The organism is Paenibacillus lactis (genome assembly GCF_017873605.1).
Lineage (GTDB): Bacteria > Bacillota > Bacilli > Paenibacillales > Paenibacillaceae > Paenibacillus_AQ > Paenibacillus_AQ lactis.
In genome coordinates this window covers 54806-77623 of sequence record NZ_JAGGKI010000009.1, presented here as the reverse complement: position 1 = coordinate 77623, position 22818 = coordinate 54806, and the positions used below count along the sequence as shown (strand labels likewise).

21 protein-coding genes are annotated in these 22818 nt (G+C 50.7%); 18 read left to right on the top strand and 3 right to left on the bottom strand.

Going from position 1 to position 22818, the window contains the following annotated elements:
* The first annotated feature begins 4 nt into the window (after window positions 1-4).
* Window positions 5-1273, top strand: a complete 1269-nt coding sequence (gene odhB / locus J2Z18_RS17330; protein ID WP_210095093.1) for a 2-oxoglutarate dehydrogenase complex dihydrolipoyllysine-residue succinyltransferase — start codon at window positions 5-7, stop codon at window positions 1271-1273.
* A 202-nt stretch (window positions 1274-1475) separates the two neighbouring features.
* On the opposite strand, the gene J2Z18_RS17325 is transcribed toward odhB, so the two are convergent.
* Window positions 1476-1652 (bottom strand): hypothetical protein, encoded by a 177-nt coding sequence (locus tag J2Z18_RS17325; RefSeq protein ID WP_210095092.1) that lies wholly within the window; start codon window positions 1650-1652, stop codon window positions 1476-1478.
* Between the two features lie 163 nt (window positions 1653-1815).
* On the opposite strand from J2Z18_RS17325, the gene J2Z18_RS17320 reads away from it, so the two are divergent.
* The 3 genes from J2Z18_RS17320 to J2Z18_RS17310 all read left to right on the top strand — a co-directional run bounded on the left by J2Z18_RS17320 (window position 1816) and on the right by J2Z18_RS17310 (window position 4410).
* Window positions 1816-2898, top strand: a complete 1083-nt coding sequence (locus tag J2Z18_RS17320; RefSeq protein ID WP_210095091.1) for a lactonase family protein — start codon at window positions 1816-1818, stop codon at window positions 2896-2898.
* 243 nt (window positions 2899-3141) lie between these two features.
* Window positions 3142-3933 (top strand): SDR family oxidoreductase, encoded by a 792-nt coding sequence (locus J2Z18_RS17315; protein ID WP_210095090.1) that lies wholly within the window; start codon window positions 3142-3144, stop codon window positions 3931-3933.
* 228 nt (window positions 3934-4161) lie between these two features.
* On the top strand, window positions 4162-4410 hold the full coding sequence (locus tag J2Z18_RS17310; protein WP_028406770.1) for a YuzB family protein: 249 nt from the start codon (window positions 4162-4164) through the stop codon (window positions 4408-4410).
* Between the two features lie 94 nt (window positions 4411-4504).
* Here the strand turns inward: J2Z18_RS17310 and trhO are convergent, their stop codons facing one another.
* Window positions 4505-5410 (bottom strand): oxygen-dependent tRNA uridine(34) hydroxylase TrhO, encoded by a 906-nt coding sequence (gene trhO, locus J2Z18_RS17305; protein ID WP_210095089.1) that lies wholly within the window; start codon window positions 5408-5410, stop codon window positions 4505-4507.
* A gap of 201 nt (window positions 5411-5611) precedes the next feature.
* On the opposite strand from trhO, the gene J2Z18_RS17300 reads away from it, so the two are divergent.
* The 10 genes from J2Z18_RS17300 (at window position 5612) to J2Z18_RS17255 (ending at window position 18378) form a co-directional block, all read left to right on the top strand.
* Window positions 5612-6250 (top strand): SGNH/GDSL hydrolase family protein, encoded by a 639-nt coding sequence (locus J2Z18_RS17300; protein ID WP_210095088.1) that lies wholly within the window; start codon window positions 5612-5614, stop codon window positions 6248-6250.
* 299 nt (window positions 6251-6549) lie between these two features.
* Entirely contained in the window at window positions 6550-7587 is a 1038-nt protein-coding gene (locus J2Z18_RS17295; protein WP_210095087.1) for an ABC transporter substrate-binding protein, read from the top strand.
* A 57-nt stretch (window positions 7588-7644) separates the two neighbouring features.
* Complete coding sequence (locus J2Z18_RS17290) at window positions 7645-8565, top strand: ABC transporter permease (RefSeq protein WP_007128586.1); 921 nt, start codon at window positions 7645-7647, stop codon at window positions 8563-8565.
* Window positions 8565-9359, top strand: a complete 795-nt coding sequence (locus J2Z18_RS17285; RefSeq protein ID WP_210095086.1) for an ABC transporter ATP-binding protein — start codon at window positions 8565-8567, stop codon at window positions 9357-9359. The genes J2Z18_RS17290 and J2Z18_RS17285 overlap by 1 nt, the downstream gene beginning before the upstream one ends.
* 272 nt (window positions 9360-9631) lie before the next feature.
* Window positions 9632-11020 carry a helix-turn-helix domain-containing protein gene (locus tag J2Z18_RS17280; RefSeq protein WP_210095085.1) on the top strand — a complete coding sequence of 463 codons (1389 nt, stop codon included), beginning with the start codon at window positions 9632-9634 and terminating at the stop codon, window positions 11018-11020.
* Window positions 11021-11279: 259 nt separating this feature from the next.
* Window positions 11280-12659, top strand: coding sequence for a helix-turn-helix domain-containing protein (locus J2Z18_RS17275; RefSeq protein WP_210095084.1), 1380 nt, complete (start codon window positions 11280-11282; stop codon window positions 12657-12659).
* 146 nt (window positions 12660-12805) lie between these two features.
* Entirely contained in the window at window positions 12806-14179 is a 1374-nt protein-coding gene (locus J2Z18_RS17270) for a helix-turn-helix transcriptional regulator (protein WP_210095083.1), read from the top strand.
* Between the two features lie 164 nt (window positions 14180-14343).
* The gene (locus tag J2Z18_RS17265) at window positions 14344-15564 is read left to right on the top strand and encodes a CynX/NimT family MFS transporter (RefSeq protein ID WP_210095082.1); all 1221 of its coding nucleotides are present in this window, start codon (window positions 14344-14346) and stop codon (window positions 15562-15564) included.
* Window positions 15565-15942: 378 nt separating this feature from the next.
* Window positions 15943-17172 (top strand): chromate efflux transporter, encoded by a 1230-nt coding sequence (gene chrA, locus J2Z18_RS17260; RefSeq protein WP_210095081.1) that lies wholly within the window; start codon window positions 15943-15945, stop codon window positions 17170-17172.
* Between the two features lie 267 nt (window positions 17173-17439).
* Entirely contained in the window at window positions 17440-18378 is a 939-nt protein-coding gene (locus J2Z18_RS17255; RefSeq protein WP_210095080.1) for an NAD(P)/FAD-dependent oxidoreductase, read from the top strand.
* Between the two features lie 100 nt (window positions 18379-18478).
* On the opposite strand, the gene J2Z18_RS17250 is transcribed toward J2Z18_RS17255, so the two are convergent.
* Complete coding sequence (locus J2Z18_RS17250) at window positions 18479-18781, bottom strand: hypothetical protein (RefSeq protein WP_028406288.1); 303 nt, start codon at window positions 18779-18781, stop codon at window positions 18479-18481.
* Window positions 18782-18932: 151 nt separating this feature from the next.
* Here J2Z18_RS17250 and J2Z18_RS17245 point away from each other — a divergent pair, with 151 nt between their 5' ends.
* From J2Z18_RS17245 to J2Z18_RS17230, 4 genes are all read left to right on the top strand, one after another.
* The gene (locus tag J2Z18_RS17245; RefSeq protein WP_007128573.1) at window positions 18933-19301 is read left to right on the top strand and encodes an antibiotic biosynthesis monooxygenase family protein; all 369 of its coding nucleotides are present in this window, start codon (window positions 18933-18935) and stop codon (window positions 19299-19301) included.
* 113 nt (window positions 19302-19414) lie between these two features.
* A complete protein-coding gene (locus tag J2Z18_RS17240; RefSeq protein ID WP_007128572.1) occupies window positions 19415-20395 on the top strand; it encodes an AAA family ATPase in 981 nt (326 codons plus the stop codon).
* Window positions 20396-20407: 12 nt separating this feature from the next.
* On the top strand, window positions 20408-21517 hold the full coding sequence (locus J2Z18_RS17235; RefSeq protein ID WP_210095079.1) for a DUF58 domain-containing protein: 1110 nt from the start codon (window positions 20408-20410) through the stop codon (window positions 21515-21517).
* The gene (locus J2Z18_RS17230; protein ID WP_210095078.1) at window positions 21514-22815 is read left to right on the top strand and encodes a DUF4129 domain-containing protein; all 1302 of its coding nucleotides are present in this window, start codon (window positions 21514-21516) and stop codon (window positions 22813-22815) included. The genes J2Z18_RS17235 and J2Z18_RS17230 overlap by 4 nt, the downstream gene beginning before the upstream one ends.
* The last annotated feature ends 3 nt before the right edge of the window (window positions 22816-22818 follow it).

Sequence of the window (22818 nt, the reverse complement as noted above, 5' to 3'; positions counted from 1 at the left end):
GGCTGTGAGCGAAATTACTGTACCAGCTATGGGCGAATCCATCACCGAAGGAACCATCTTTAAATGGCACGTGAAAGAAGGGGACCGCGTCAACATCGGTGACGTTCTGCTCGAGTTAGAAACGGATAAGGTTAATCTGGAAATTAGCGCGGAGTCTGAAGGCGTTGTGGAAAAAATCCTTCGCCAAGAAGGAGAAAATGTTACGATCGGTGAAGTCATCGGCCAAATCTCTCCACAGGAAGGCGTTAAGCCAAGCGCGCCTGCGCCGCAAGCGGAAGCTCCGGCTGCCGCTCCGGCAGCGGCACAGCCTGCGCAAGAGGCACCTAAGGCACCAGCGCCTGCACCGGAAGCCGGTGGAGAAGGCTCGAATTTGACTGCATCGCCGTCCGCACGCAAGCTGGCTCGTGAGCGCGGGATTGACCTGGAACAGGTACAGGGCCGCGACCCGATCGGTCGCATTTATCACGATGATGTGAAGAACCATACGGAAGGCAGCAAGCCTGCTGCTCCTGCAAGCAAGCCGTCCGCGCCAGCGGCTCCAGCTGTGCAAGCGCCGGCTGCGGAATACGGCAAGCCTGTTGAACGTACCCGGATGTCTCGCCGCCGTCAGACGATCGCCAATCGTCTGGTCGAAGCGCAGCACACGGCAGCGATGCTGACCACCTTCAACGAAGTCGATATGACGGCCATCCTGGATGTTCGTAAGCGCCGCAAGGATGCCTTCAAGGAAAAGCATGACGTCGGTCTGGGCTTTATGTCCTTCTTCACGAAGGCAGTTGTCGGCGCATTGAAGAAGTTCCCGCTGCTCAATGCTGAAATTGACGGTGACGATATCGTTGTGAAGAAGTTCTATGATATCGGGATTGCCGTTTCCGCGAAGGAAGGACTTGTCGTTCCGGTCGTTCGCGACGCTGACCGTCTCGGCTTCGCCGAGATCGAGAAGGAAATCGTGAACCTTGCGAACAAGGCCCGCAGCAACACCTTGTCGCTGTCCGAGCTGCAAGGCGGAACCTTTACGATTACGAACGGAGGCGTCTTCGGATCGCTGCTGTCCACGCCAATCCTGAATACACCGCAGGTCGGCATCCTGGGCATGCATAAGATCCAGATCCGTCCGGTTGCCATCGATGAAGAGCGTATGGAGAATCGTCCGATGATGTACATCGCATTGTCGTATGACCATCGAATTGTCGACGGCGCAGAAGCGGTTCGCTTCTTGGTAACCGTAAAAGAGCTGTTGGAAGATCCGGAATCTCTGCTGTTGGAAGGTTAATGCCAAGACAGCGACATCATTGAGAAATAAAGGGCCGCATGGGAAAGTCCATGCGGCCCTATTTTACGCTTATCCGGTGGTTTGTTCTTCAGCAGATGACCATTGCACTCCTATAGATGGCTGCGCCTTTCAACACGTTAGGCATTGTCCTTAAATACAGATGATGCTTATCGTAATGCGGATCGATGTGCAGATATGTCCTCTAAGATGAGGAACCATCCTTCTGATCTTGACCGTTGGAGTCCATGGTGTCGCGAGGATTCCAGTTCTCAGCCTGAGGCTCGATATCCTGATGCTTCTTCACCTTGTCTCGCTGCTCCTTGGAATCGTTCTCCGTGTGCTGGTGATTGCGCACTTCGTCGCCGGTTGATGATTTCATGGGAATACCTCCTTTAAACGAATATAGTATTACATACCCTGTATGGCAAAAGACAAACAGGGAAAAGGCGCTGGCGGAGGGATTTGATTTTCCGCATCCTTGACGTTAACATGTTACAGAGACGAATCGCATGACTAACCGATATCGAGAGGAGATGTCTTCTATGCAACAACAACCACAGCATACATTACTTTTTACAGGCGCTTATGCCGAAGCCGATCAGACCGGTATATGCGTATATGCCGTTGACGAAACTTCCGGAGAGCTTCGGCTGCTTGATGAAGTCTCCGGGATTAAGAACCCGACATTTCTAAATGTTGATCCGGCAGCCAAGCGGCTGTATGCGATCGGAGAAATATCGGACCAAGGAAAGAAAGCAGCCGAGATCGTTACATTCGAGATTCAACCCGATACCGGCAAGCTGAAAGAATTGAGCCGCGTTCGGAGTGTCAGCAGCTCCACTTGCCATATTCAACGGGATGAAGGGAGTTCGTATCTGATCGTATCCAGCTATCACGGGGGGCTGGTCGGCGTTCATCGGATTAACGAGGATGGCACGGCCGGGGAGCTGCTGGATGAGAAAAAGCACGCCGAGCTCGTCCAAGTCCGGGAGGATCAGCAGCCGAGAGCGCATTCGGCATTCTACAGTCCGGACGGTCGATACATATTCGTGCAGGATTTAGGATTGGACAAGATTATGTCTTACACTTTAGACAGTGAGCACGGCGAGCTTCGTTTCCATGGCGAAACCCAGCTTGAGGACGGTGTCGGGCCGCGCCATTTGGCCTTCCATCCGGGCGGTGGCTACGCATATGTCATTAATGAATTGAACTCCAGCGTGACGACACTCCGTTATTCGAGTGAAGATGGCCGTCTGACGCCGCTTGAGACGATCTCGACGCTGCCATCCGATTTCGAAGGTGAAAGCTTCTGCGCCGAAATTGCAGTGTCTAGCGATGGCCGGACGGTGTATGGATCGAACCGCGGGCATGACAGTATCGTGGTGTTCTCCGTTCACCAGGACAGCGGGCTCCTGAGTCCGGTTCAGTATATTTCTACCGAGGGCGGCCATCCGCGGCATTTCAGCCTGCTGCCGGGCGGTAAGCATCTGGTGGCGGCCAACCGGGACGGCAATAACCTCGTGCTCTTTACGGTAGATCCGGAGGACGGGAAGCTTTCCTTCACCGGTTATACCGTTTCCCAATCCAAGCCGGTCTGCGTGAAACCGGCGGTCTTTAACCGATAACAGCAGAAATTGATCGAATTGCACCTCAAATACTTGGGGGATAATACCTGGGATTTTGTTAGATAAGCGCTCTTGCAGGGCAAGGACCTTAAAGGTTCGTTGTCTTTGCAGGGGCGCTTTTTTCGTACAGGCAAAACGCTACGCTGACCTTAACCGGCTCCTCGGTTGTCGTTTGACGGGATTCAGAGCTCGCCCCGATTGGTTATGTAATAACATGAACACGTAATTAAGGAGGGTGTGGCAATGTCTACGAATCAAAAATTAAAAGGGAAAACGGCAATCGTTACAGGTGCAGGCTCTGGAATCGGCCGTGCTGCAGCCCTTCTGATGGCGGAGCAGGGAGCGAACGTGCTGCTGATCGATATTGATCATGAACGGGTGGAGAAGGTTCGTAAGCAGATTGAGACTGCCGGGGGAGAGGCGATAACCGGCAATTGCGATATTTCAAAAGCGGAGACGCTTAAGGACTGCTTCCAGCAAGCGGCGGAGAAATGGGGCGGCATCGATATCGTTTTTGCCAATGCGGGCATTAACGGTACGAAAGCTCCGATTGAGACCATGGAGCTGGACGAGTGGGATACAACGATCAATACGAACCTGAGGGGAACGTTTGCGACGGTGAAATACTCGATTCCTTATTTGAAGGAGAAGGGCGGAAGCATCATCATTACGAGCTCGATTAACGGCAACCGGGTCTTCACAGGCTTCGGATTTTCCGCTTATAGCACGACCAAGGCCGGGCAGGTAGCCTTCATGAAGATGGCAGCGCTGGAGCTGGCCCGTTATAAAATTCGCGTGAACGCGATTTGTCCGGGAGCCATTGCAACCAATATCGATTCCAGCACCATTGCCAAGCCGGAGCTTGAGGAAGTGACCATTCCGATCGAATACCCGGAAGGGGATCAGCCTTTGGCGAACGGCCCCGGCCAGCCGGAGCAGGTCGCACGTCTGGTCGCATTTCTGGCATCCGACGACGCCTCGCATATTACCGGAACCGAAATTTATATTGATGGAGCCGAGTCTCTGATCCACTGATTGACTGACCAACTTTTCTTAAGCAGGGCATTGGTGATTGAGCTTCTGTGTCCTTTGGATGGAGAGTGAGCATAAAGTTTGTGGGATGAATGTCTGACATTTCGACACGGCATCAACAATTGTTGAGGATTGAGCTTCCTCGATGGAACCACGGACGAATTTGACAATATGGCCCCAATTGTCGCATAATAAATAGATATATTGTCAAATAGAATAGTGGTGATATCGATGGGAATCGTCATCGTGGAAGTGTGCGACAGCAACTTGATGAGCGCTTTGGAGCTCGAGCACCTGGAGGAGCTGTATCCCGAGATCGCCGTGCTGCGTGCAGATTGCATGAATCTGTGCGGGCTATGCAAGCTGCGCCCTTACGCGCTGGTCAATGGCAAGCGTGTATTTGCAGCCACGACGGAGGAGTGCATCGAGAAGATTAAGGCAGCCATCGAAGCTGAGTTGGCCATCTACAATGAGATTTAAAGCATCCTAAGCGATGCTTCGTTATATGATATATTCAAAAAGGGCATGTCGCTCATTCCAAGCGACATGCCCTTTTCTTATAAATGCGGGAACTTTAGGAAGCGTGATGGCTTGCAGCAACAATCTCTTCGCATTCTGCGGAGCAGCAGCTATTATGGAGCTCTTCGCACTCCTCGCAGCAAATATGCTGCAAATGGCATGCATCGTTGTCGCAGTTGATGTAACGGTCCTCAGGCTTGCCGCAGTGATGGCATTTCCCGACGACGATATCTTCATCGGTGCGGTTGATCGGAACTGAAATGCGCTCATCAAAGACGTAGCATTTTCCGTCGAACAGCCGGCCTTGAACTTCAGGATCCTTCCCATACGTTACGATTCCGCCGTCCAGCTGGGCAACGTCTTGGAATCCTTCCTTCAGCATGAAGCCTGTCAGCTTCTCACAGCGGATGCCGCCAGTGCAGTACGTCAGGATGGTTTTATCCTTATGCTCGGACAGATTCTCCCGAATCCACTCCGGAAACTCCCGGAAGGACTGCACATCCGGACGAATGGCGTTGCGGAAGTGACCGATATCATACTCGTAATCATTGCGGCCGTCGATGACGATGACATCCTCCCGTTGAAGGTACTCGAAGAATTCCTTCGGCGACAGGCGCTTGCCGCTGATGACGTTCGGATCCAGCTCATCCTCGACACGGAAGGTCACGAGTTCCTTACGATGACGAACGAACATTTTTTTGAACGCGTGCCCTTCGGAAGGGTCGACCTTAAACACCATATCGGCGAACAGCGGGTTGGCGTGCATATCACGCATATATTGCTCGGTCTGTTCAATCGTACCGGACACGGTACCGTTGATGCCTTCGGCTGCTACCAGGATACGGCCCTTGAGGCCCAGCTCTTTGCAGTACTGCAGATGCTCATCCTTGAAGGCTTCCGGGTCCGGGATCGGCACGAATTTATAATAAAGCAAAATTTGATATTGCTGTGAATCGGACATATTTTCATCACCTGTTCTGTTGATAGTTTAAGCCAAAAGCATACTTATTGAATTGTAGTTGAATTCAGACCACTTAGTCAACTTAAATGTATAGAAAGTTTGCCATGAATTGTGAATTTTAGGGTTTCAAGAATGCTGCAAAGCGGTTATGATGAAGGGGCAGGAATGCGAACACTTTCATTAATTGGAGGCGTGAACAGCATGGTACATATCGAACAAAATGCGCTCGTGTTGTTTCAAGGCGACAGTATTACCGATTGTGGTCGGAATTATGAGGAGCCTAGCAGTTTGGGGCAAGGATATGCACTGATGGCTGCGGCCCGGTTGAGCATGGAGCAGCCTCAGAAGCGATTGCGGTTTGTAAATCGCGGCATCAGCGGAAACCGGGTTGTTGATCTTCGGGGACGATGGGAGGAAGATTGTATACGGCTCGATCCGACTTGGGTTTCGATTCTTGTCGGCATCAACGAGACGGGCAGGAGATACAGGCAGGGAGAGCCTACTTCGCTCGAAGCTTATTATGAAGGCTATAGGGAGCTGCTGTTTCAGACCCGCGAGCATACCGGCGCCAGATTGATTCTTATGGAACCGTTTCTGCTGCCCGTCACGGAGGATAAGAAGGAGTGGCGCGAGGATCTGGATCCGAAGATTGCGGCGGTGCGTGAGCTGTCGCGTGAGTTTGAGACGCTGTATGTGCCGTTAGACGGTATTTTCGCTGCAGCAAGCTCCACAATCGAGATGACCTATTGGGCCGAAGACGGCGTGCATCCAACTCCTGCAGGTCATGCGCTGATTGCTCAGTCCTGGCTCGCTGCGATTCAGGGACGTTCGATGTTATAAGGCTGTTTACCCACTTCGAATATAAAGGCATTGTTTATGATACAACGTCCCCGGAGAATAGCGCTCCGGGGACGTTTCATTCTTTCGACAGCAGATGCCCCGAGAGTAAAGAAAATCCTGATTGACGAATGTGTTTGGATACCTTTACAATGGTTCATAATAGACCGTTGTTCAATTGGTGCGTCCTATTTTTTTACTTTAATGCTTTTGCCAATAAAAGCGGCGATGCGTTGTCGCTTTGTGTCGAAGCTTAGATGACGAAAACGAACGGGTCATTCATGAGAGAGGGGATTCATTAGATGAAGAGAAAAATGTGGGTATCACTTGCATTGTCGGCGCTGCTCGTGACGGCAGTCGGCTGCGGGGACAAGCAGGAAGGCGGAAGTACGGCGACAGGAAGCGGCGGCGATGCCGAGAAGAAATCTTACAGCATCGCGATCTCGCAATATGTGGAGCATCCGTCCTTAGACGCAACTCGGGAAGGAATTCTGGCAGCGCTTAAGGATGCCGGAATTTCGGAAGAGGATAAGACGCTGAAGCTTGACTATAACAATGCTCAGAACGATTCAACGAACAACCATACCATCGCTCAGAAGCTGAAGGATTCGAAAGCGGATTTGGTTGTGGCGATTGCTACGCCATCCGCGCAAGCCGTGGCAAACGAAGTGAAGGAGAAGCCGGTCCTGTTTGCAGCGGTTACCGACCCGCTGGATGCGAAGCTGGTCAGCGACCTGCAGAAGCCGGGAGGCAACATTACCGGAGCTTCGGACACGAATCCTGAGGCGACAAAGCAGCTGATGAATTTTGTTAGCACGCATTTCCCTAATGTGAAGAAGATTGGTTTGATCATCGATGAAGGGGAAGCGAATGCCGTTGTAATGGCGAAAACAGCGGAAGAGGTGCTTGCCGAACATGGAATCGAATTGGTGAAGGCTTCCGTCACCAATACATCGGAAGTGAAGCAGGCTGCCGAATCTCTCGTCGGTAAGGTGGATGCATTCTATATTACGCTCGATAACCGGGTTGTAAGCGGTGTGGACACGATTATCCAAACCGCCCAACAGAATAAAATTCCGTTCTTCTCCAGTGACCGCGACACGGTGGAGAAGGGGGCTTTTGCTACCGTTGGCTTCAAGTATTATGACCATGGATATCAGGTTGGTCAGATGGCGGTAGAGATTTTGAAGAACGGCAAGAAGCCGGCTGACATGGAAATCACGAAGCCCGACAAGCTGGATCTGATTCTGAATGTGAAGGCTGCGGCGGACTACGGCATCGAGGTTACGGACGCCATGAAGCAGGAAGTCAAAGACCCTGACAACAACATCATTGAGTAATTGTAAGGCGCGGAGTCTTGAGCCCGCGCCTTCCTTAATCATAAAGGAGGTCAAGACATGTTGGAATTCCTGATGAGACTGGATGGTCCGATTGAATTAGGTCTGTTGTATGCGCTGATGGCACTTGGCGTTTATATTACGTTCCGCATTTTGGATTTTCCGGATCTTACGGTGGATGGAAGCTTTACCATGGGGGGCGCGATCGCAGCCGTACTGATTACAAACGGCACCAACCCTTGGCTCGCAACGTTGGTTGCGATTGCCGGCGGGATGGCCGCGGGGGTATGTACAGGGCTCCTTCATACGAAGGGCAAGATTAACGGATTGCTGTCCGGGATTATTATGATGATTGCTCTTTATTCCATTAATATGCGGATTATGGGTAAGCCGAACATCTCCCTCAGCCAGGAGGATATCGTGTTCGGCTCCATCGATCCGATTTATGTCATGCTTGTTATTGTGATTATCGTGAAGCTATTGCTGGATGCGTTCTTCCGCACGGATCTCGGTCTTGCCCTGCGGGCAACGGGGGACAACAAACGCATGATCCGCAGCTTCGGCGCGAACACCGATACAACCACGATTCTTGGGCTCAGCATTTCCAACGGCCTGGTTGCCTTTTCGGGGGCCGTCGTTGCCCAGCAGTCCAGCTTTGCGGATATCAGCTCGGGGATCGGGATGATTGTAATCGGTCTGGCATCAGTAATTATTGGTGAAGCGATCCTCGGGAAGGGCTCCGTATTCCGTACGACACTTGCGGTGGTATGCGGTTCGATTATTTACCGGATCGTCGTTGCGGCTGCCTACGAAATCCCTTGGCTTGAAGCTTCTGACCTGAAGCTGATTACCGCGGTTATCGTAATTGTCGCGCTTGTGCTGCCGACCGTGCAGCGGTCGATGAGGCAGCGCACGCAGGCGAAGAAGCGTTCGACCGAGCTGCTGACCGCTCAAGGCAAGTCGGAAGGAGGTGCCTTCTAATGCTGCAGATGAATCATGTATCCAAGCTTTTTAACCCCGGAACGGTGGATGAGAAGGTCGCTCTCATGGATGTGAACCTTCATCTAAAGCCCGGCGATTTCGTTACGGTCATTGGAAGCAACGGTGCAGGCAAATCCACATTAATGAACATCATTTCCGGTGTGCTGAGGCCGGACGCGGGGGAGGTCCGAATTGACGGCAACGACATCGGCCACCTGCCCGAGTTCCGCCGCAGCCGCTGGATCGGCCGGGTGTTCCAGGATCCGATGGCAGGCACGGCACCGCATATGACGATTGAAGAGAACCTGGCGATGGCATTAAAGCGCGGGAAATCCCGCGGACTTGGCATCGGGGTATCTGCATCGAAGCGTACGGCGTTCCGTCAGTATTTGGAGCGGCTGGGCATCGGCCTGGAAAATCGACTTCGCGCGAAGGTAGGCATGCTCTCGGGCGGTGAACGCCAAGCGCTCAGCCTTCTGATGGCGACGTTCACGGAGCCGCAAATTCTGCTGCTTGACGAGCATACGGCGGCGCTGGATCCGGCCCGCGCGGAGCTGATCACGCGCATTACCGACGAAATCGTTCGGGATATGAACCTGACGACACTCATGGTGACGCATAATATGGAGCAAGCGATCCGCCTCGGTAATCGCCTCATTATGATGGATAAGGGCCGAATTATTCTCGATGTGGACGAGCAGCGCAAGCAATCGCTGACCGTTGAGCAGCTGCTCGGCGAATTCGAGCAGATCAGCGGCCACAAGCTGGCGGATGACCGGCTTGTGCTGGGTTAATTGTAAGCAAGTTTTACAGAGTTCGGGCTTGTCCCCGGATATTTCAATATAGAATACAGGCGTTTTTCGGTCATGCCGGGAAACGCCTGTTCTCTTTTTTGATAGGGGAACCTCCAGGAAATACTTGAATCTTTAAATATTTTCTCTTATTTTCGAAACCAAATGTCAAATAATGACGTAAATAAGTATTGACCGGTGTAATATTAATCAATATGATAGCTATATACAGCAATATCCTAATATTTGGTTGCAACCCCGGAGGTGGTGTTAGCTTGGAGAAATTAACCACGATTCGCGAACAGTTAGAAGAGCATTTGCGCAAGCATGGGATGACAATAAACCGGTTTGCAGATTTATCGGGGGTGAACAGCGGCACGCTCAGCAACATCCTGAACGGGAACCGACCAATTTCGATGCAGCAGCTGGACCGGATCACGTCCGGGATGGGACTTCCCGATGGTTATTTCTACGATCTGTACATAGATGAATGTATTTTTCATGCCACGCCCGATTGGCGGCGGCTGGGCCCCTTCCTTCTTCGCTGTGCCGAGCTGGACAAGCTGGATTGTCTGGACCGTGCGATCCGGATGACGATGGATAACGTCGCGTATGCCCCGATGCTGTTCGACATGGCGGAGACATTGTTTCAAGAAGGGAAGAATGAGGCAGCCGCCATTTTATATCAATGCGTTGCCGAGAGCGAGAAGTTCCAGCATTCCGAACGGCTGGCTCTTTGCCAGTACCGGCTTTTTATGCTCAGCTTGTCGGAGGACCAGGAGGCGAATCTGCAAGCGGCCGTGTCTTTTGAGCCGTATATTGATCGGTTGGATGAAGGTTATCAGCTGGATGCTTATGTGAAGTTAATAAATGTGAACTTATTTCTTCAAAGGTGGAAAAAGATGGGTGAACTCGCAGAAAAGATGGGCGAAAAAGCCGAAATTCAATATAAACAGAAGGACGGCTTATATAGAAATCAGTTAAACTCCAATCAACCATTGATCTTCTATATCCTCTATTCATACCTTATTCGTGCTAAAGTCTGTAGTGAATGTGGGGATTATGAGAGGGCTCTATCATTTGTTTCTTTATATTCAGAGACAGAATGGATTAAGGAACCACAGGAAGATGAAAATAAAATCATCTCTCAGTTTAGACAATGGTCTATTGCAAACCGTTACTTGTATAGATTAATGTCAGGTCATGTCGAAGTTTTAAATGAGTATGTGGACTACATTGCGAATATGAAAGATGAAATCTTCCCTGCCATATGTGAAATAATGATAGCTGCAAATCACTTTAAGTTGGAAGTGGATCACATTTTAGAACGATTTAATGAATACTTAGTCTATAAAGAGCAAAAAAATATGATTGGTAAAATTAGTGAGCAAGTAACTGTTGATCGGTATACACGTTTGCTAACAGAATTAGGGATCTATTATTTAAATAAGAAAGACTTCAAAAGGGGATTAGATTTTATATTGGATAGTATGGAAAATTGTATTAAGATTAATAGTACAAAGGGGATCGTAAGATGTATGGGGTTATTTGAGATGTTTCGACAGAATGCATCACTTAATGCAACAGAACATTACAAAATATTGGTAAGTGAGGTGTACAAAATAAATGAAAAGAAAATTGGCAGTTCTATTGGTTATTTGTAGTATGATCTTGTTAGTATCATCGTCAATGATTAATGATTTTCTTAACGATAGTGGTATCGAACTAATTAATATTTTAAGACATGGAGAAGGCACTGAAACCTAAAATTATATGCTCAATTAAATAATTTAGGCTACTTCGTATATCAAGACAATTGATATGCGGAGTAGCCTTTTTAGCAAGAGCACTAAAAACCAAATATATTTTGAAATATAGATATAGTCTTACTTCTATTTGGTTAAGCTCTGGGGGTGTTGTTGCTTGAAAACGACAGCCACGATTCGCGGAGAAATCGATAAATTTCTACATCATCATCGTTTAACTATTAATCAATTTGCAAGGCTTTCAGGAGTGAATAGCGGAACACTAAGCAGTATTCTTAATGGTCATCGCCCAATGTCTATGCAGCAGTTGGATCGGATTACGCATTGTATGGGTTTGGAAGACGGGCATTTCTACGACATGTATATCGACGAGTTTATATTTCACTTAACACCAGATTGGCGCCGGTTGGGCCCGTTTCTGCAACGCTGCGCTCAGTTAGATAAGCTTGATTCCCTGGATAAAGCCGCCCGAATGACAATGGATAATGTCTCTTATGCACCCATGCTATTTGAGTTGGCAGAATCTTTTTATCATTCAGGAAGAAACGAAGCATCAATGCTGCTATTTGAATGTGTGGCCGAGAGTGAGAAGTCCCAACATTCTGAACGCTTGGCTCTTTGCCAATACCGAATATTCACACTCAAATTAAGTGATGACCAGGAGAAAAATTTACAGGCAGCCGTGCAATTTGAACCCTATATAGAGAAATTGGACGAACGCTATCAACTTGATGCATACAAGAATCTATTAAATACCTATTCGGCATTGCATCGATGGGGAGAAGTTGAGCGTTTAAGCAGGAGAATGAGACAAGCAGCTAAAATGCTTTATTCTGAGAACAGGAATGCACACCAGGTGCAAGATTATCCCAATAAGCCAGTCATTTTTTATATTTTATATTCTTATCTTATGGAATCCCATACTTACAAAGAGCGAGGAAAATTTGATAAAGCATTGGAATTGATATCGTATTATGAAAAACCAGATTGGGTGGATAATCCCAGTCAAGAAGAACTTATTATAACGGATCAGTTTTCAGAATGGGCAAAAGCCAATAGGTATTTGTATCGATTACTAAGTGGAGAGCCTGACAGTCTGGACGTGTACGTAGAGTTTATAAGTTCAAATGAAGATGAGATATTTCATGCTCTGACTCATATCATGGTGGCCGTCAATCGGTATCATCTTCAAGTGGATCATATTTTGGACCGTTTCAAGAATTATATCGCTTACCAGCCTCGAAAAAGCAGGATCGGCACCATTGATGAGCAAGTAAATATTAATAACTATACCCGCCTCTTAGCTGAACTTGGCATTTATTATTTGAATGCTAAACGATACGAACAGGGCTTAGTTTACATCGTCAACAGTCTGGAGTATTCAATTCGGATTCACAGCGATAAGGGCATGCTGAGATGTATGGGGCTGTTCGAGCAATTCCGCCCCTTTGCTTCGTCCGAAATCCAGCAACGCTATCAGAATCTGATTAGCGATATTCAAAAATTATCGGTTTATGCATGGATGCCGGTGATATAGTCTACCAGTTTGAAAAGCTATAGAAGGGCAATATTAAAATAAAATGTATTTTAATCAATCCATTTATAAACCTTACTATTGGCCTGGGGTATATTAAATAATAGAATGTAATGTATATTTTGGGTGGAGCTTGGGGGTGTTGTTGCGTGAAAACGACAGCCACGATTCGCGGAGAGATTGAACGTTTCATTGATGAGCACGGAATGACGATCAACCAATTTGCCAAAGCTGCAGGTATAAACAGCGGAACGTTAAGCAGCATTATAAATGGTCGTCGTCCATTATCAATGAAGCAGTTAGACCAGATTACCTCAATCATGGGATTGGAAGACGGACATTTCTATGAAATGTACATTTATGAATGTATCTTCCATTCCACGCCGGATTGGCGTCGCTTAGGTCCGTTTTTATACCGCTGTGCGGAGCTTGATAGATTGGATAGCCTTGATACGGCCGTCCGAATGACCTTGGATAATACCGCCTATTTGCCGATGCTATATGAGCTGGCAGAAAGGTTTGTTCAAGAAGCGAAATATAAAGCAGCAATATTGCTCTATGAATGCGTAGCCGAAAGCGAGAAGTATCAGCATTCCGAACGCTTAGCCTTATGTCAATATAGACTATTTAAACATCGCATTGAGAACAATCAGGAATCAAATGGGCGAGCTGTTGTACTCTTCGAACCTTATTTAGAACGCCTGAATGAGGCGTATCAGTTGGATGATTATGTCCGTGTCATCAATGTAAGCTTCTCCCTCGACAGATGGGATAATGTCAGAAGTCTCGCGGAGAGAATGGGGAAAAAGGCTCGAGTTCAATATGATAACGGCAATTATTTGGATACGAATACACCTAATCAACCAGTCATTTTTTATGTGCTTTATTCTTATCTAGTTCTAGAAAATTGTTGTGCGGCAATAGATGATTATGACGGCGCTCTACATCATGTATCGCAATATGATTACCCTGACTGGGTCATTAATCCTTCCGAACAAGAACAAAAAATCTTAAACCAATTCCATGAGTGGGCGACAGCTAATCGATACTTGTACAGGCTATTAAGTGGGGATCGGGAAGTGCTCCCCGAATACGTTGAGTACATCTCAACAAGAGAGGACGAGATTTTCATTGCACTATGCAATATTGTACTGGCTGCGAATCGTCATAAAATGCAGATTGATCATGTGCTTGAGCAATTTAAGGATTATATTGTGTATAAAGAACAGCGAAATAAAATTACAAAGATAAATGAACAGATGACACTAAATAACTACACCCGCCTATTAGCCGAACTAGGCATCTATTACCTGAATGCCAAGCAGTACGATCGCGGGTTAGCCTACATCGTGGACAGTTTCGAGTATTCGATTCGGATTCGGAGCGATAAGGGCATGCTAAGGTGCATGGGGCTATTCGAGCAGTTCCGTTCATTTGCATCGCCTGAGATCCAGCAGCGCTATCAGGAGCTTATACGTGAGGTTCAGAAATTATCGGTTTATGCCTGGATGCCGGTCGTGTAACCCGTGTAAAAATGACTTGGAACCTTGCTCTTCATTCGTTGTGACAGACGGGCTGCCCATCCGATGGATGCAGAAGTTTGTTATGATCGGTAGCCGAAAGGAAGGGTTTGTGATAAAATCGGATAAGTTTATTTTTACATATCGTTGGAGTGAGGAGTCTTATCATGTCTACTACATCATTGGTCGAAAAGAACTCCGTGTCCTCAGGACGCCGCTGGTTGATTTTTGCAGGCATTATTCTGATTGCAATTAACCTCCGTGCAGCGATCACGTCCGTAGGGCCGTTAATCGGCATCATCCGGGATGATACCGGGATTTCGAATACATTGGCCGGCATGCTGACCACGCTGCCGCTGCTGGCATTTGCGCTGCTGTCTCCGATGGCGCCGGCTATGGCTAGAAAATGGGGATTGGAGACAACCCTGCTCCTGAGCATGGTGCTGCTCATGTTCGGCATCGGAATCCGCTCTTTATCCTCACCGGTTACATTGCTGCTCGGCACTGCCTTTCTCGGTATGGCCATAGCGGTGGGAAATGTGCTGCTGCCTAGCCTGGTCAAACGCGATTTCCCGCGTCAGATCGGATTGATGACCGGTACCTATTCGGCATCCATGAACCTGCTGGCCGCCGTAGCATCCGGTGTCAGCATTCCGCTTGCTACCCAGGCCGGACTCGGATGGCAAGGCGCCTTGCTGGTATGGGGAATCCTGGCGGTGATCGCTACAGCGGTGTGGGTCATCGAATGGCGAAGCAGTGACCGGAAGGCAGAGATTCGTTCCGAACAGGGGAAAGCACCGAATGTGCTGCGTTCTTCGCTGACTTGGTATGTCACCTTTTTCATGGGATTGCAGTCGTTTACGTTTTATGTCAACGTCTCCTGGATGCCGGAAATTTTGCGAAGCCAAGGCATGGATTACAGCGGTGCCGGGTGGATGCTCTCGATTCTTCAGTTCGTCAGCATACCGTTCTCATTCATTATTCCGGTACTGGCCGGCCGCAACCCGAATCAGCGCTTGCTGGTGACGATTTCGGCGATTTGCATGCTGGCGGGGTATCTCGGCTTATTGTTCGGATTAACGTCGTTGAATGTGCTGTGGGTGATTCTGGTCGGTATTTCGGGCGGTGCGAACTTCAGTCTGTCGCTCATGTTCTTCACCCTCCGCACCCGAACCGCTCAGGAGGCGGCTGCCCTGTCGGGCGTGGCTCAGTCCCTTGGTTATTTGCTCGCAGCGGTCGGGCCGATGCTCATCGGCTTCCTGCATGATATGACCACCGGCTGGAAGGTGCCGCTTATGATTTTGTCCGCCGTTGTTGTTCTTCTGTTCTTGTTTGGAATGGGCGCCGCCAAGCCGGGATACCTGAAGGTGCGGGGAGAGCAAGAATAGAGCGGAATCGATTGGGTTTGGTGCGAAAAAGATAGATTTTTCTGTGCACATGTAAAACGAGACTTCAGGAGTAAAAAGCTTCACGACAAAGCATGTTCATCTGCTCCATAAGCCCTTGCAATAAATAGGTCAGCCAGACATTTCTGGCTGACCTATTTATTTCGTATGATCGTTGGAGCATCCAATCCCACGGATATAACCCCCCATGAAAAATACATTTTACACAGCGTTTACATAAATCTGTAGATGGTAACGCCGCATCTGATATATCCTAAAGGTTGACCAACAAAAAAGAGGCATTGAAAGAGCTTGGAACGTCCTGGGATGGGACAGCCAAGGATCTGTTATATGACCGTTGACCAAGGGGAGAGAAGTGCGATGAACATGGAGAAGCAGCAGACGGAGAACCGGCTTGCCTATGACACGCAGCAGGGCCGATGGCGCGCAATTCGCGAAACCTGGTGGACCGCGCTGCAGCTTGGATTAACCTCATTCGGAGGTCCGATTGCCCATCTTGGCTATTTTCATACAACCTATGTAAGACGGAAGCAATGGCTGGACGAGAAATCCTATGCAGACCTGGTCGCGCTGGCGCAATTTCTGCCCGGCCCTGCCAGCAGCCAGGTAGGTATCGGCGTGGGCGTCATGCGTGCCGGGCTATGGGGGGGAATCATTGCCTGGCTTGGATTCACGCTCCCATCGGTTGTCATGCTGATGCTCTTTGCTTATTTAATGGAGGCTTTCGATCCCGGCGCGGCAGGCTGGATCCAAGGTCTCAAAATCGTGGCGGTTGCGATTGTCGCACAGGCCGTGCTCGGAATGGCCGGAAAGCTGGCCTCCGGTCCGATCCGCGCTGCGGTTGCTTTTGCCGCCATGTCCGTTGTGCTGCTCTGGACCTCTCCCGTCGCCCAGGTATCAGTGATTGCCGCTGCGGGAGTCCTAGGCTGGTGGATCTTCAGGAAGAAGCAAGGGGAGGAAGAGGCGGCACCGAAACAGGCGGGAATTCCGATCAGCCGGACGACAGGGCTGGTATGCCTTGGTCTGTTTCTAATCCTGCTGCTCGGCTTGCCGGTCCTGGCCAGCTTGTCCGGCAGCACCGGGATTGCTGTTGTTGACAGCTTCTACCGCTCCGGATCGCTGGTATTTGGCGGCGGGCATGTCGTGCTGCCGCTTCTTGAGAGCGAGACGGTAGCGAACGGATGGATGACCAAAGAGGAATTTCTGACCGGGTATGGGGCAACGCAGGCGGTTCCGGGACCCCTGTTTACATTTGCGGGTTACCTGGGGATGCTGATTCAAGGCGTGCCTGGAGGCATACTGGCTACGCTCGCTATCTTTTTGCCGGGATTTCTGCTCATCGTCGGCGTCATGCCTTTCTGGAACGCGATCCGAACCCATGCGAAGCTCCAGGGGATGCTGACGGGGATGAATGCGGCGGTTGTAGGCATCTTATTGGCTGCACTATACCACCCGATCTGGACATCCTCGATTGACGGATCGATTGAATTTGTCATCGGTGCAGGTTTGTTCGCCATGCTGATGTTTTGGAAGTGCCCGCCTTGGGTGGTCGTGCTTGCCGGCGCGGCAGCCGGGCAGCTGCTGCTGTAACCCCAATCGGTTCGCTCCGGTAAATATCCTCACGGCTTCATTCAGCGGAATATCATCGCAAGCTCTGGACGTAAGTCCGGAGCCTATTTGCTGTTACATTGTAGGCTCTGGACCTAAGTCGGGAGCCTATTTGCCGTTGCAGGAGTATTTCTTGCCGGATTGGTTAAATATGTAGGGTGTATCAGTAAGAATTACAACTTCCCCCGCAGCTTGATGGAAGAAACGAAGCAAATCTGAATCCGGTATAGAAAAGAGTGGATGGATACGATGAACAGCACGGACGTGAAGGATTGCATCATTGTTGGAGGCGGCATTGCAGGATTACAGGCTGCGATCCAGCTTGGGCGGTATTCCGTCTATTCGGTTGCGGTCATTGACCGCGGAACAGGACGGTCGGTCATCTGCAGGAGCTATCATAATATTCTTGGCTGGCCAAAAGGCGTATCCGGTCGGAAGCTTAGGGAGCTTGGCCGAGCGCAGGCCGAATCGTACGGCGTGAATTTTATTGAAGATGATATTCGGCAGGCGAACAGGCTTGGCGATTATTTCGAGTTAACCGGAAAAGACGGGACTGTATACAGGGCGAAGACGCTCCTGCTAGCAACCGGCCTGTCGGACCGCTTCCCCGACGTTCCCGGACTGCTGGAGACGCTGGGCAGTACCGTCTATGTATGTCCGGACTGTGACGGATATGAAATTCAGGACCGGAAGACCGTCGTACTGGGAACGGGCGAACCGGGAGCTAACATGGCGCTTTTGCTGTCCGAGAGAACCGGCGATATGACGTACGTCAATCATGAAGGTAAGCCAGCTTCCGCAGAACTTATGGAGCGGCTATCGAAACGAGGGATCTCTTATATCGAGGAGCGTGTAACGGAGGTGAAGTGCAAAGCGGATGGAGTAATCTCGTCCATTGAGCTGGCGAACGGGCAATCCATCCCGGCCGAACGCGGCTTTATCGCCTTTGGCGGAAACCGGATCCATTCCGATCTGGCAAGGCAGCTAGGGGCCGAGCTGGAGCACAATCAGCATGTCAAGACGGATCCGAGGTCCAAGATGACCAATGTCAACCATCTGTGGGCCGCAGGGGATATCGGGGTTCATTCCGAATTGTCCACCGTAGCAATGGGAGAGGGCGCTACGGCGGCGATTTGGATCAATAAGGAGCTTCGAAAAATAGCCGACCCGAGTGGAAATGAACATTAAACGAATTCGGTGAATTACCTTGCTTGTTCAAGTAATTTGCCCATAAACCCGCCTCTTGAAATGGGAATCTCCGACGAACTCCCGCCAAGAGGCGGGTTTATTAGGTCAAGCCGAAACGGGTGATATGGTCCTCCAGCTCATATTTTCGCAGCAGCTCCGTCTGCTTCGGACCGATTAAGTCGAAATGCGGGTAAGGCTGGCGATCATGAATATATTGCGGGTTCAGACCGTTGGTCAAGCACCAGTCTTCAAGACGGCGGAGGTCCGAACATCCCACCTTCGTCACGGTATGAAACTCAGGGAAGCGCTGATCATACCAGAAATGCGTCAAAAATGCGATTTCTCCCCGAGACACCTTTTGCTTCCATTGCTGCAATTCTTGTTTGGTAATGCCGAATGCCATGATGGTCTCATCCTTGTAAGAGTATTCATGCTTCCCATTATACCAGCATATACTTCACTGCACCTAATGCATTCTATGGCTGTATTGAACATGATCCGGCAAAACGCGATGCAAGCCGCGAAAATGACGGATGTGAAGAGGGGGAAGCGCCATGATTCTGGAAACCGCTGTTCTGCATATCAAGCCGGGGTTGGCTAGTGAATTCGAGAGTACCTTCCGGACGGCTTCAGCCGTTCTGTTGACCAAAAAGGGATATGTCGATCATGAGCTTCACAAATGCGTGGAGAATCGGGACGAATATATACTCCTGATCCGTTGGACGGGGATCAAGGACCATCTGATCGGCTTCCGGGGCCATCCGGATTACAAGACGTGGGTTCAGGCTTTAGAGCCTTATTATGCGGATCCGCCGCAGATTAAGCACTATATCGATATCCGCGTGGACGGCAGGGAGCAGGCGGAGCAGGAATTGGCCGAGCTCGCGGAAACCGGCGATGATCAGACGGTATATGGTTCATAAGGTTCACGAAGTCCAGCTAATACGAGTTTAGGAACTTCGGCTAATTTTAGGGCTCGAACAGGAATCCAGGTAGCTGATGACGAACTTTGATGGATATGCTTATAACATAAGGAGTGATTACCATCATTACCGATTTTGATTCCGTTCGACGCTTAAGAGACGAGATCCGTGCCAACGTAACCAAGGTTATTGTAGGCAAGGAGCAGCTCATTGACAGGCTGTTCATCGCGATGGTGACCGCAGGCCATGTGCTTCTCGAGGATGTTCCGGGCACGGGGAAAACACTGCTGGCCAAATCCTTATCAAGATCTGTCGACTGCACGTTCAAGCGAGTACAATTTACGCCGGACCTGCTCCCTTCGGATTTGAGCGGCATCTACTTCTATAATCAAAAAATATCTGAATTTGAATTTCGACCAGGCCCGCTGTTTACCAATATCCTGCTTGCGGATGAGATCAACCGGGCTACGCCCCGCACGCAGGCCAGTCTGCTGGAATGCATGGAGGAGCGCCAGATCAGCATTGACGGCGTGACGCATGCGCTGCAGGAGCCGTTTCTGGTTATCGCGACCCAAAATCCGCTGGAGCAGCAGGGAACCTTCCCGCTGCCGGAAGCGCAGCTGGACCGTTTCCTGTTTAAGCTGAGCATGGGATATCCCTCCGCCGAGGAGAGCGTCGATATTCTAAAACGGTTCAAGGAACAGCAGCCGCTGGAATCGCTGACGGCGGTTGCCGCTTCAAGCAGCCTGATTCAAGCACGGCAAGTCGTCAACAAGGTGCATGTGAGCGACGAGCTGTTATCTTATATCGTAAAGCTGGCCGAGCAATCCAGAGCCGACGAAGCCGTAGTCGCAGGCGTAAGCCCAAGGGGCTGCCAGGCACTGCTTAAGGCCGTCCAGGTTCAGGCCGTTCTTGAGGGCAGAGCGTTCGTAACGCCGGACGATGTGAAGACGCTCGCTGTGCCGGCGTGGGCCCATCGTTTGCAGCTGCGCGGCGGCGTCAGAGGCCGGAGCTTGACGGAGGCGGCGGAGGATGTCATCAAGCGCTTGCTGACACAGGTACCGGTACCGACGGAAGCCGGCATCGCGCCTTAAGGGGGCTCGCGGATGGGAGCTTACTGGATTTTGCTGATCGCCGCTGTGATCATTTTTTTGCAGGGCATGCTCTTCAAGCGAACGGCGCTGAAAAAATTGACCTACAGCCGATCATTTAAGGCGTCATCCTGCTATGAGGGAGATTCGATCGAGCTGATTGAGACGATTGAAAACCGGAAAGCGCTGCCGGTTCCCTGGCTGCGGGTTGAATCGCAATTTCGGACAGGCCTTGCCTTTGAGAGCCAGCTGAATCTGAATATTAGCGAAGGACAGTACAACCAGAATCATAAGAGCTTCTTCAGCCTTCTTCCCTGGACCAAAATCGTGCGCAGGCACCGCATCACGGCAAAGCAGCGCGGCGTGTACCGGCTTGGAACCGTCTCCATGACGACGGGCGATCTGCTGGGGATCCAGTCCGTCGTGCAGAGCATGACGCTTCCCGGCGGGATTACGGTGTATCCGAGGCCGCTCGACGTCTCAGAGATGGAGCTCCCGGTACGAACATGGATCGGCGAGCTGCTGGTCCGGCGTTGGATTATGGAGGATCCGTTCCATATCTCCGGCGTGCGCGAGTACCGCAGCGGCGATCCGATGAAGGACATTCAATGGAAAGCCACCGCCAGGACGGGCAGCCTTCAGGTATACCGGCGGGACACGACCGCGGATTGCCGCCTTATGATCTACTTGAATATTGAAGACCATGAGGGGATGTGGACCAAGGTAACGCGGCCGGAGCCGATTGAATACGGAATTCGTCTGGCGGCCGGTATTAGCGCACACTTGCTCTCGCAAGGCATCGAGGTTGGATTCGGTACGAACGGGGCCGTGGTGGATGGAGAGGAGCAGGACATGCTTCTCCCTGCAGCCGGCGGCGAAGCCCAGCAGGATTTGATCCTTGAACTTCTTGCGAAGCTTGAGCTCACCCGTAAGCTGTCGTTCCATGATTATCTCCTGTCCATGCTGGATCGCCAGGAGGAATCGGTGGATATGATCTTGCTCACGACGTATGTAAGTCCCCGGCTGGAAGCATTGCTTGAGCGCTTTAGGATGAAAGGCCACTCCGTCGAGGTTGCGCTCCTCGAGGACGGGATGATCGTGGCAGGCAAGGAGGTGTCCGCATGAGGATCCGCGGATTCGGGTTGCTGCGGGCTTTCTTTAACAGCCTGGTAGAGTGCATCCTTTATTTCCCTGTGCTTTTCATTCCCGCCTATTACCTGTTCCCCGATTCCTTGACATGGCTTTGGCCGGCTGCAGCATGGGGAGCATATCTGATCGGCTATGCCGGCAGTGCCTATCTTCGCTTGAACCGGCAGTTCAAAGCAGTGATGTGGGCCGCTGTAGTATCCATCGCCTTGGGGGGCTGGATATTAGGCATAGACATCCTTCTGGCTTATGCGATTCCGGTACTATTTACAGCCAGCTATCGCGGAAGCCGGATGGAGCAGATCGATTGGAGCAGCATGTTTCCCGGAACCTATTACCTGGTCGGCCTGATCCTATACGGCGCCAGCAGCTTCGTGCTGGCCTTCATGGATTCATTCCGGACGGGAATACCGGTTCTTACTTGGTTCGGAGCAGGAGCATTGGCACTTACGCTGCTTATCGTAAATCAGCAGCTGGTGCTGGACGAAACGCTTCCGGGCAAGGATCAGCCTGTGCTGGAACGACGCGTGCTTCGATATAACCGCTCATTCGTCGTGGTGCTGCTTCTGATCATCGCAGCGATCGCTTTTCTTCCCCAGCTCCGTCATTGGTTCGAGGAGATGGCCCGGGGGCTGACCTCTTGGTTATCGGGACTGTTTAGTGCAGGTCCGGAGACACCTCCGGAATCGCAGGCGACGCCTCAACCGCCGCCTGAACTCCAGCTGCCCGACAGCGAGCAGAAGAGACCGAGCCGGTTCATGAAATGGTTGGAATCGGCGCTGGTTTACGGCGTATTTATCGCGATTGGAATCGGCCTTATGCTGCTTCTTTTGAGATTTGGGAAGCATCTGCCAAAGCTCCTCGGGATCCTCTCCAAGTGGATGAATCGGATGATGTCCCGGCAAGAAGCCCAAACGTCGCTGGGGTATGAGGATGAGGTCGAGGATATCGAGCATGAACGAGCCGGGCAGCGGCTGCGGCGGGCTCTCGGCAGCATGCGTTTGTCCAAGAAGGATCGCGGCGAAGAGCGACATGATCCGAATCAGATCATCCGCCAAATGTACCGCAGGATACTTTTGCAAAGCATCCGGGAAGGGTATAATTGGAAGGCAGCCTTAACGCCCCGGGAAACGGAGAACGATCTTAAGGATTGGCAGGAACATTCGCGGGAGCGGATGCCCGAGACCTTGGTCGAGCTCTATGAGAAGGCCCGTTATGGTAATCGGTCCTTAACGGAAGAAGAGGTGCAGCGGCTGCAGCACAGCAGGAAGAGATGAGGA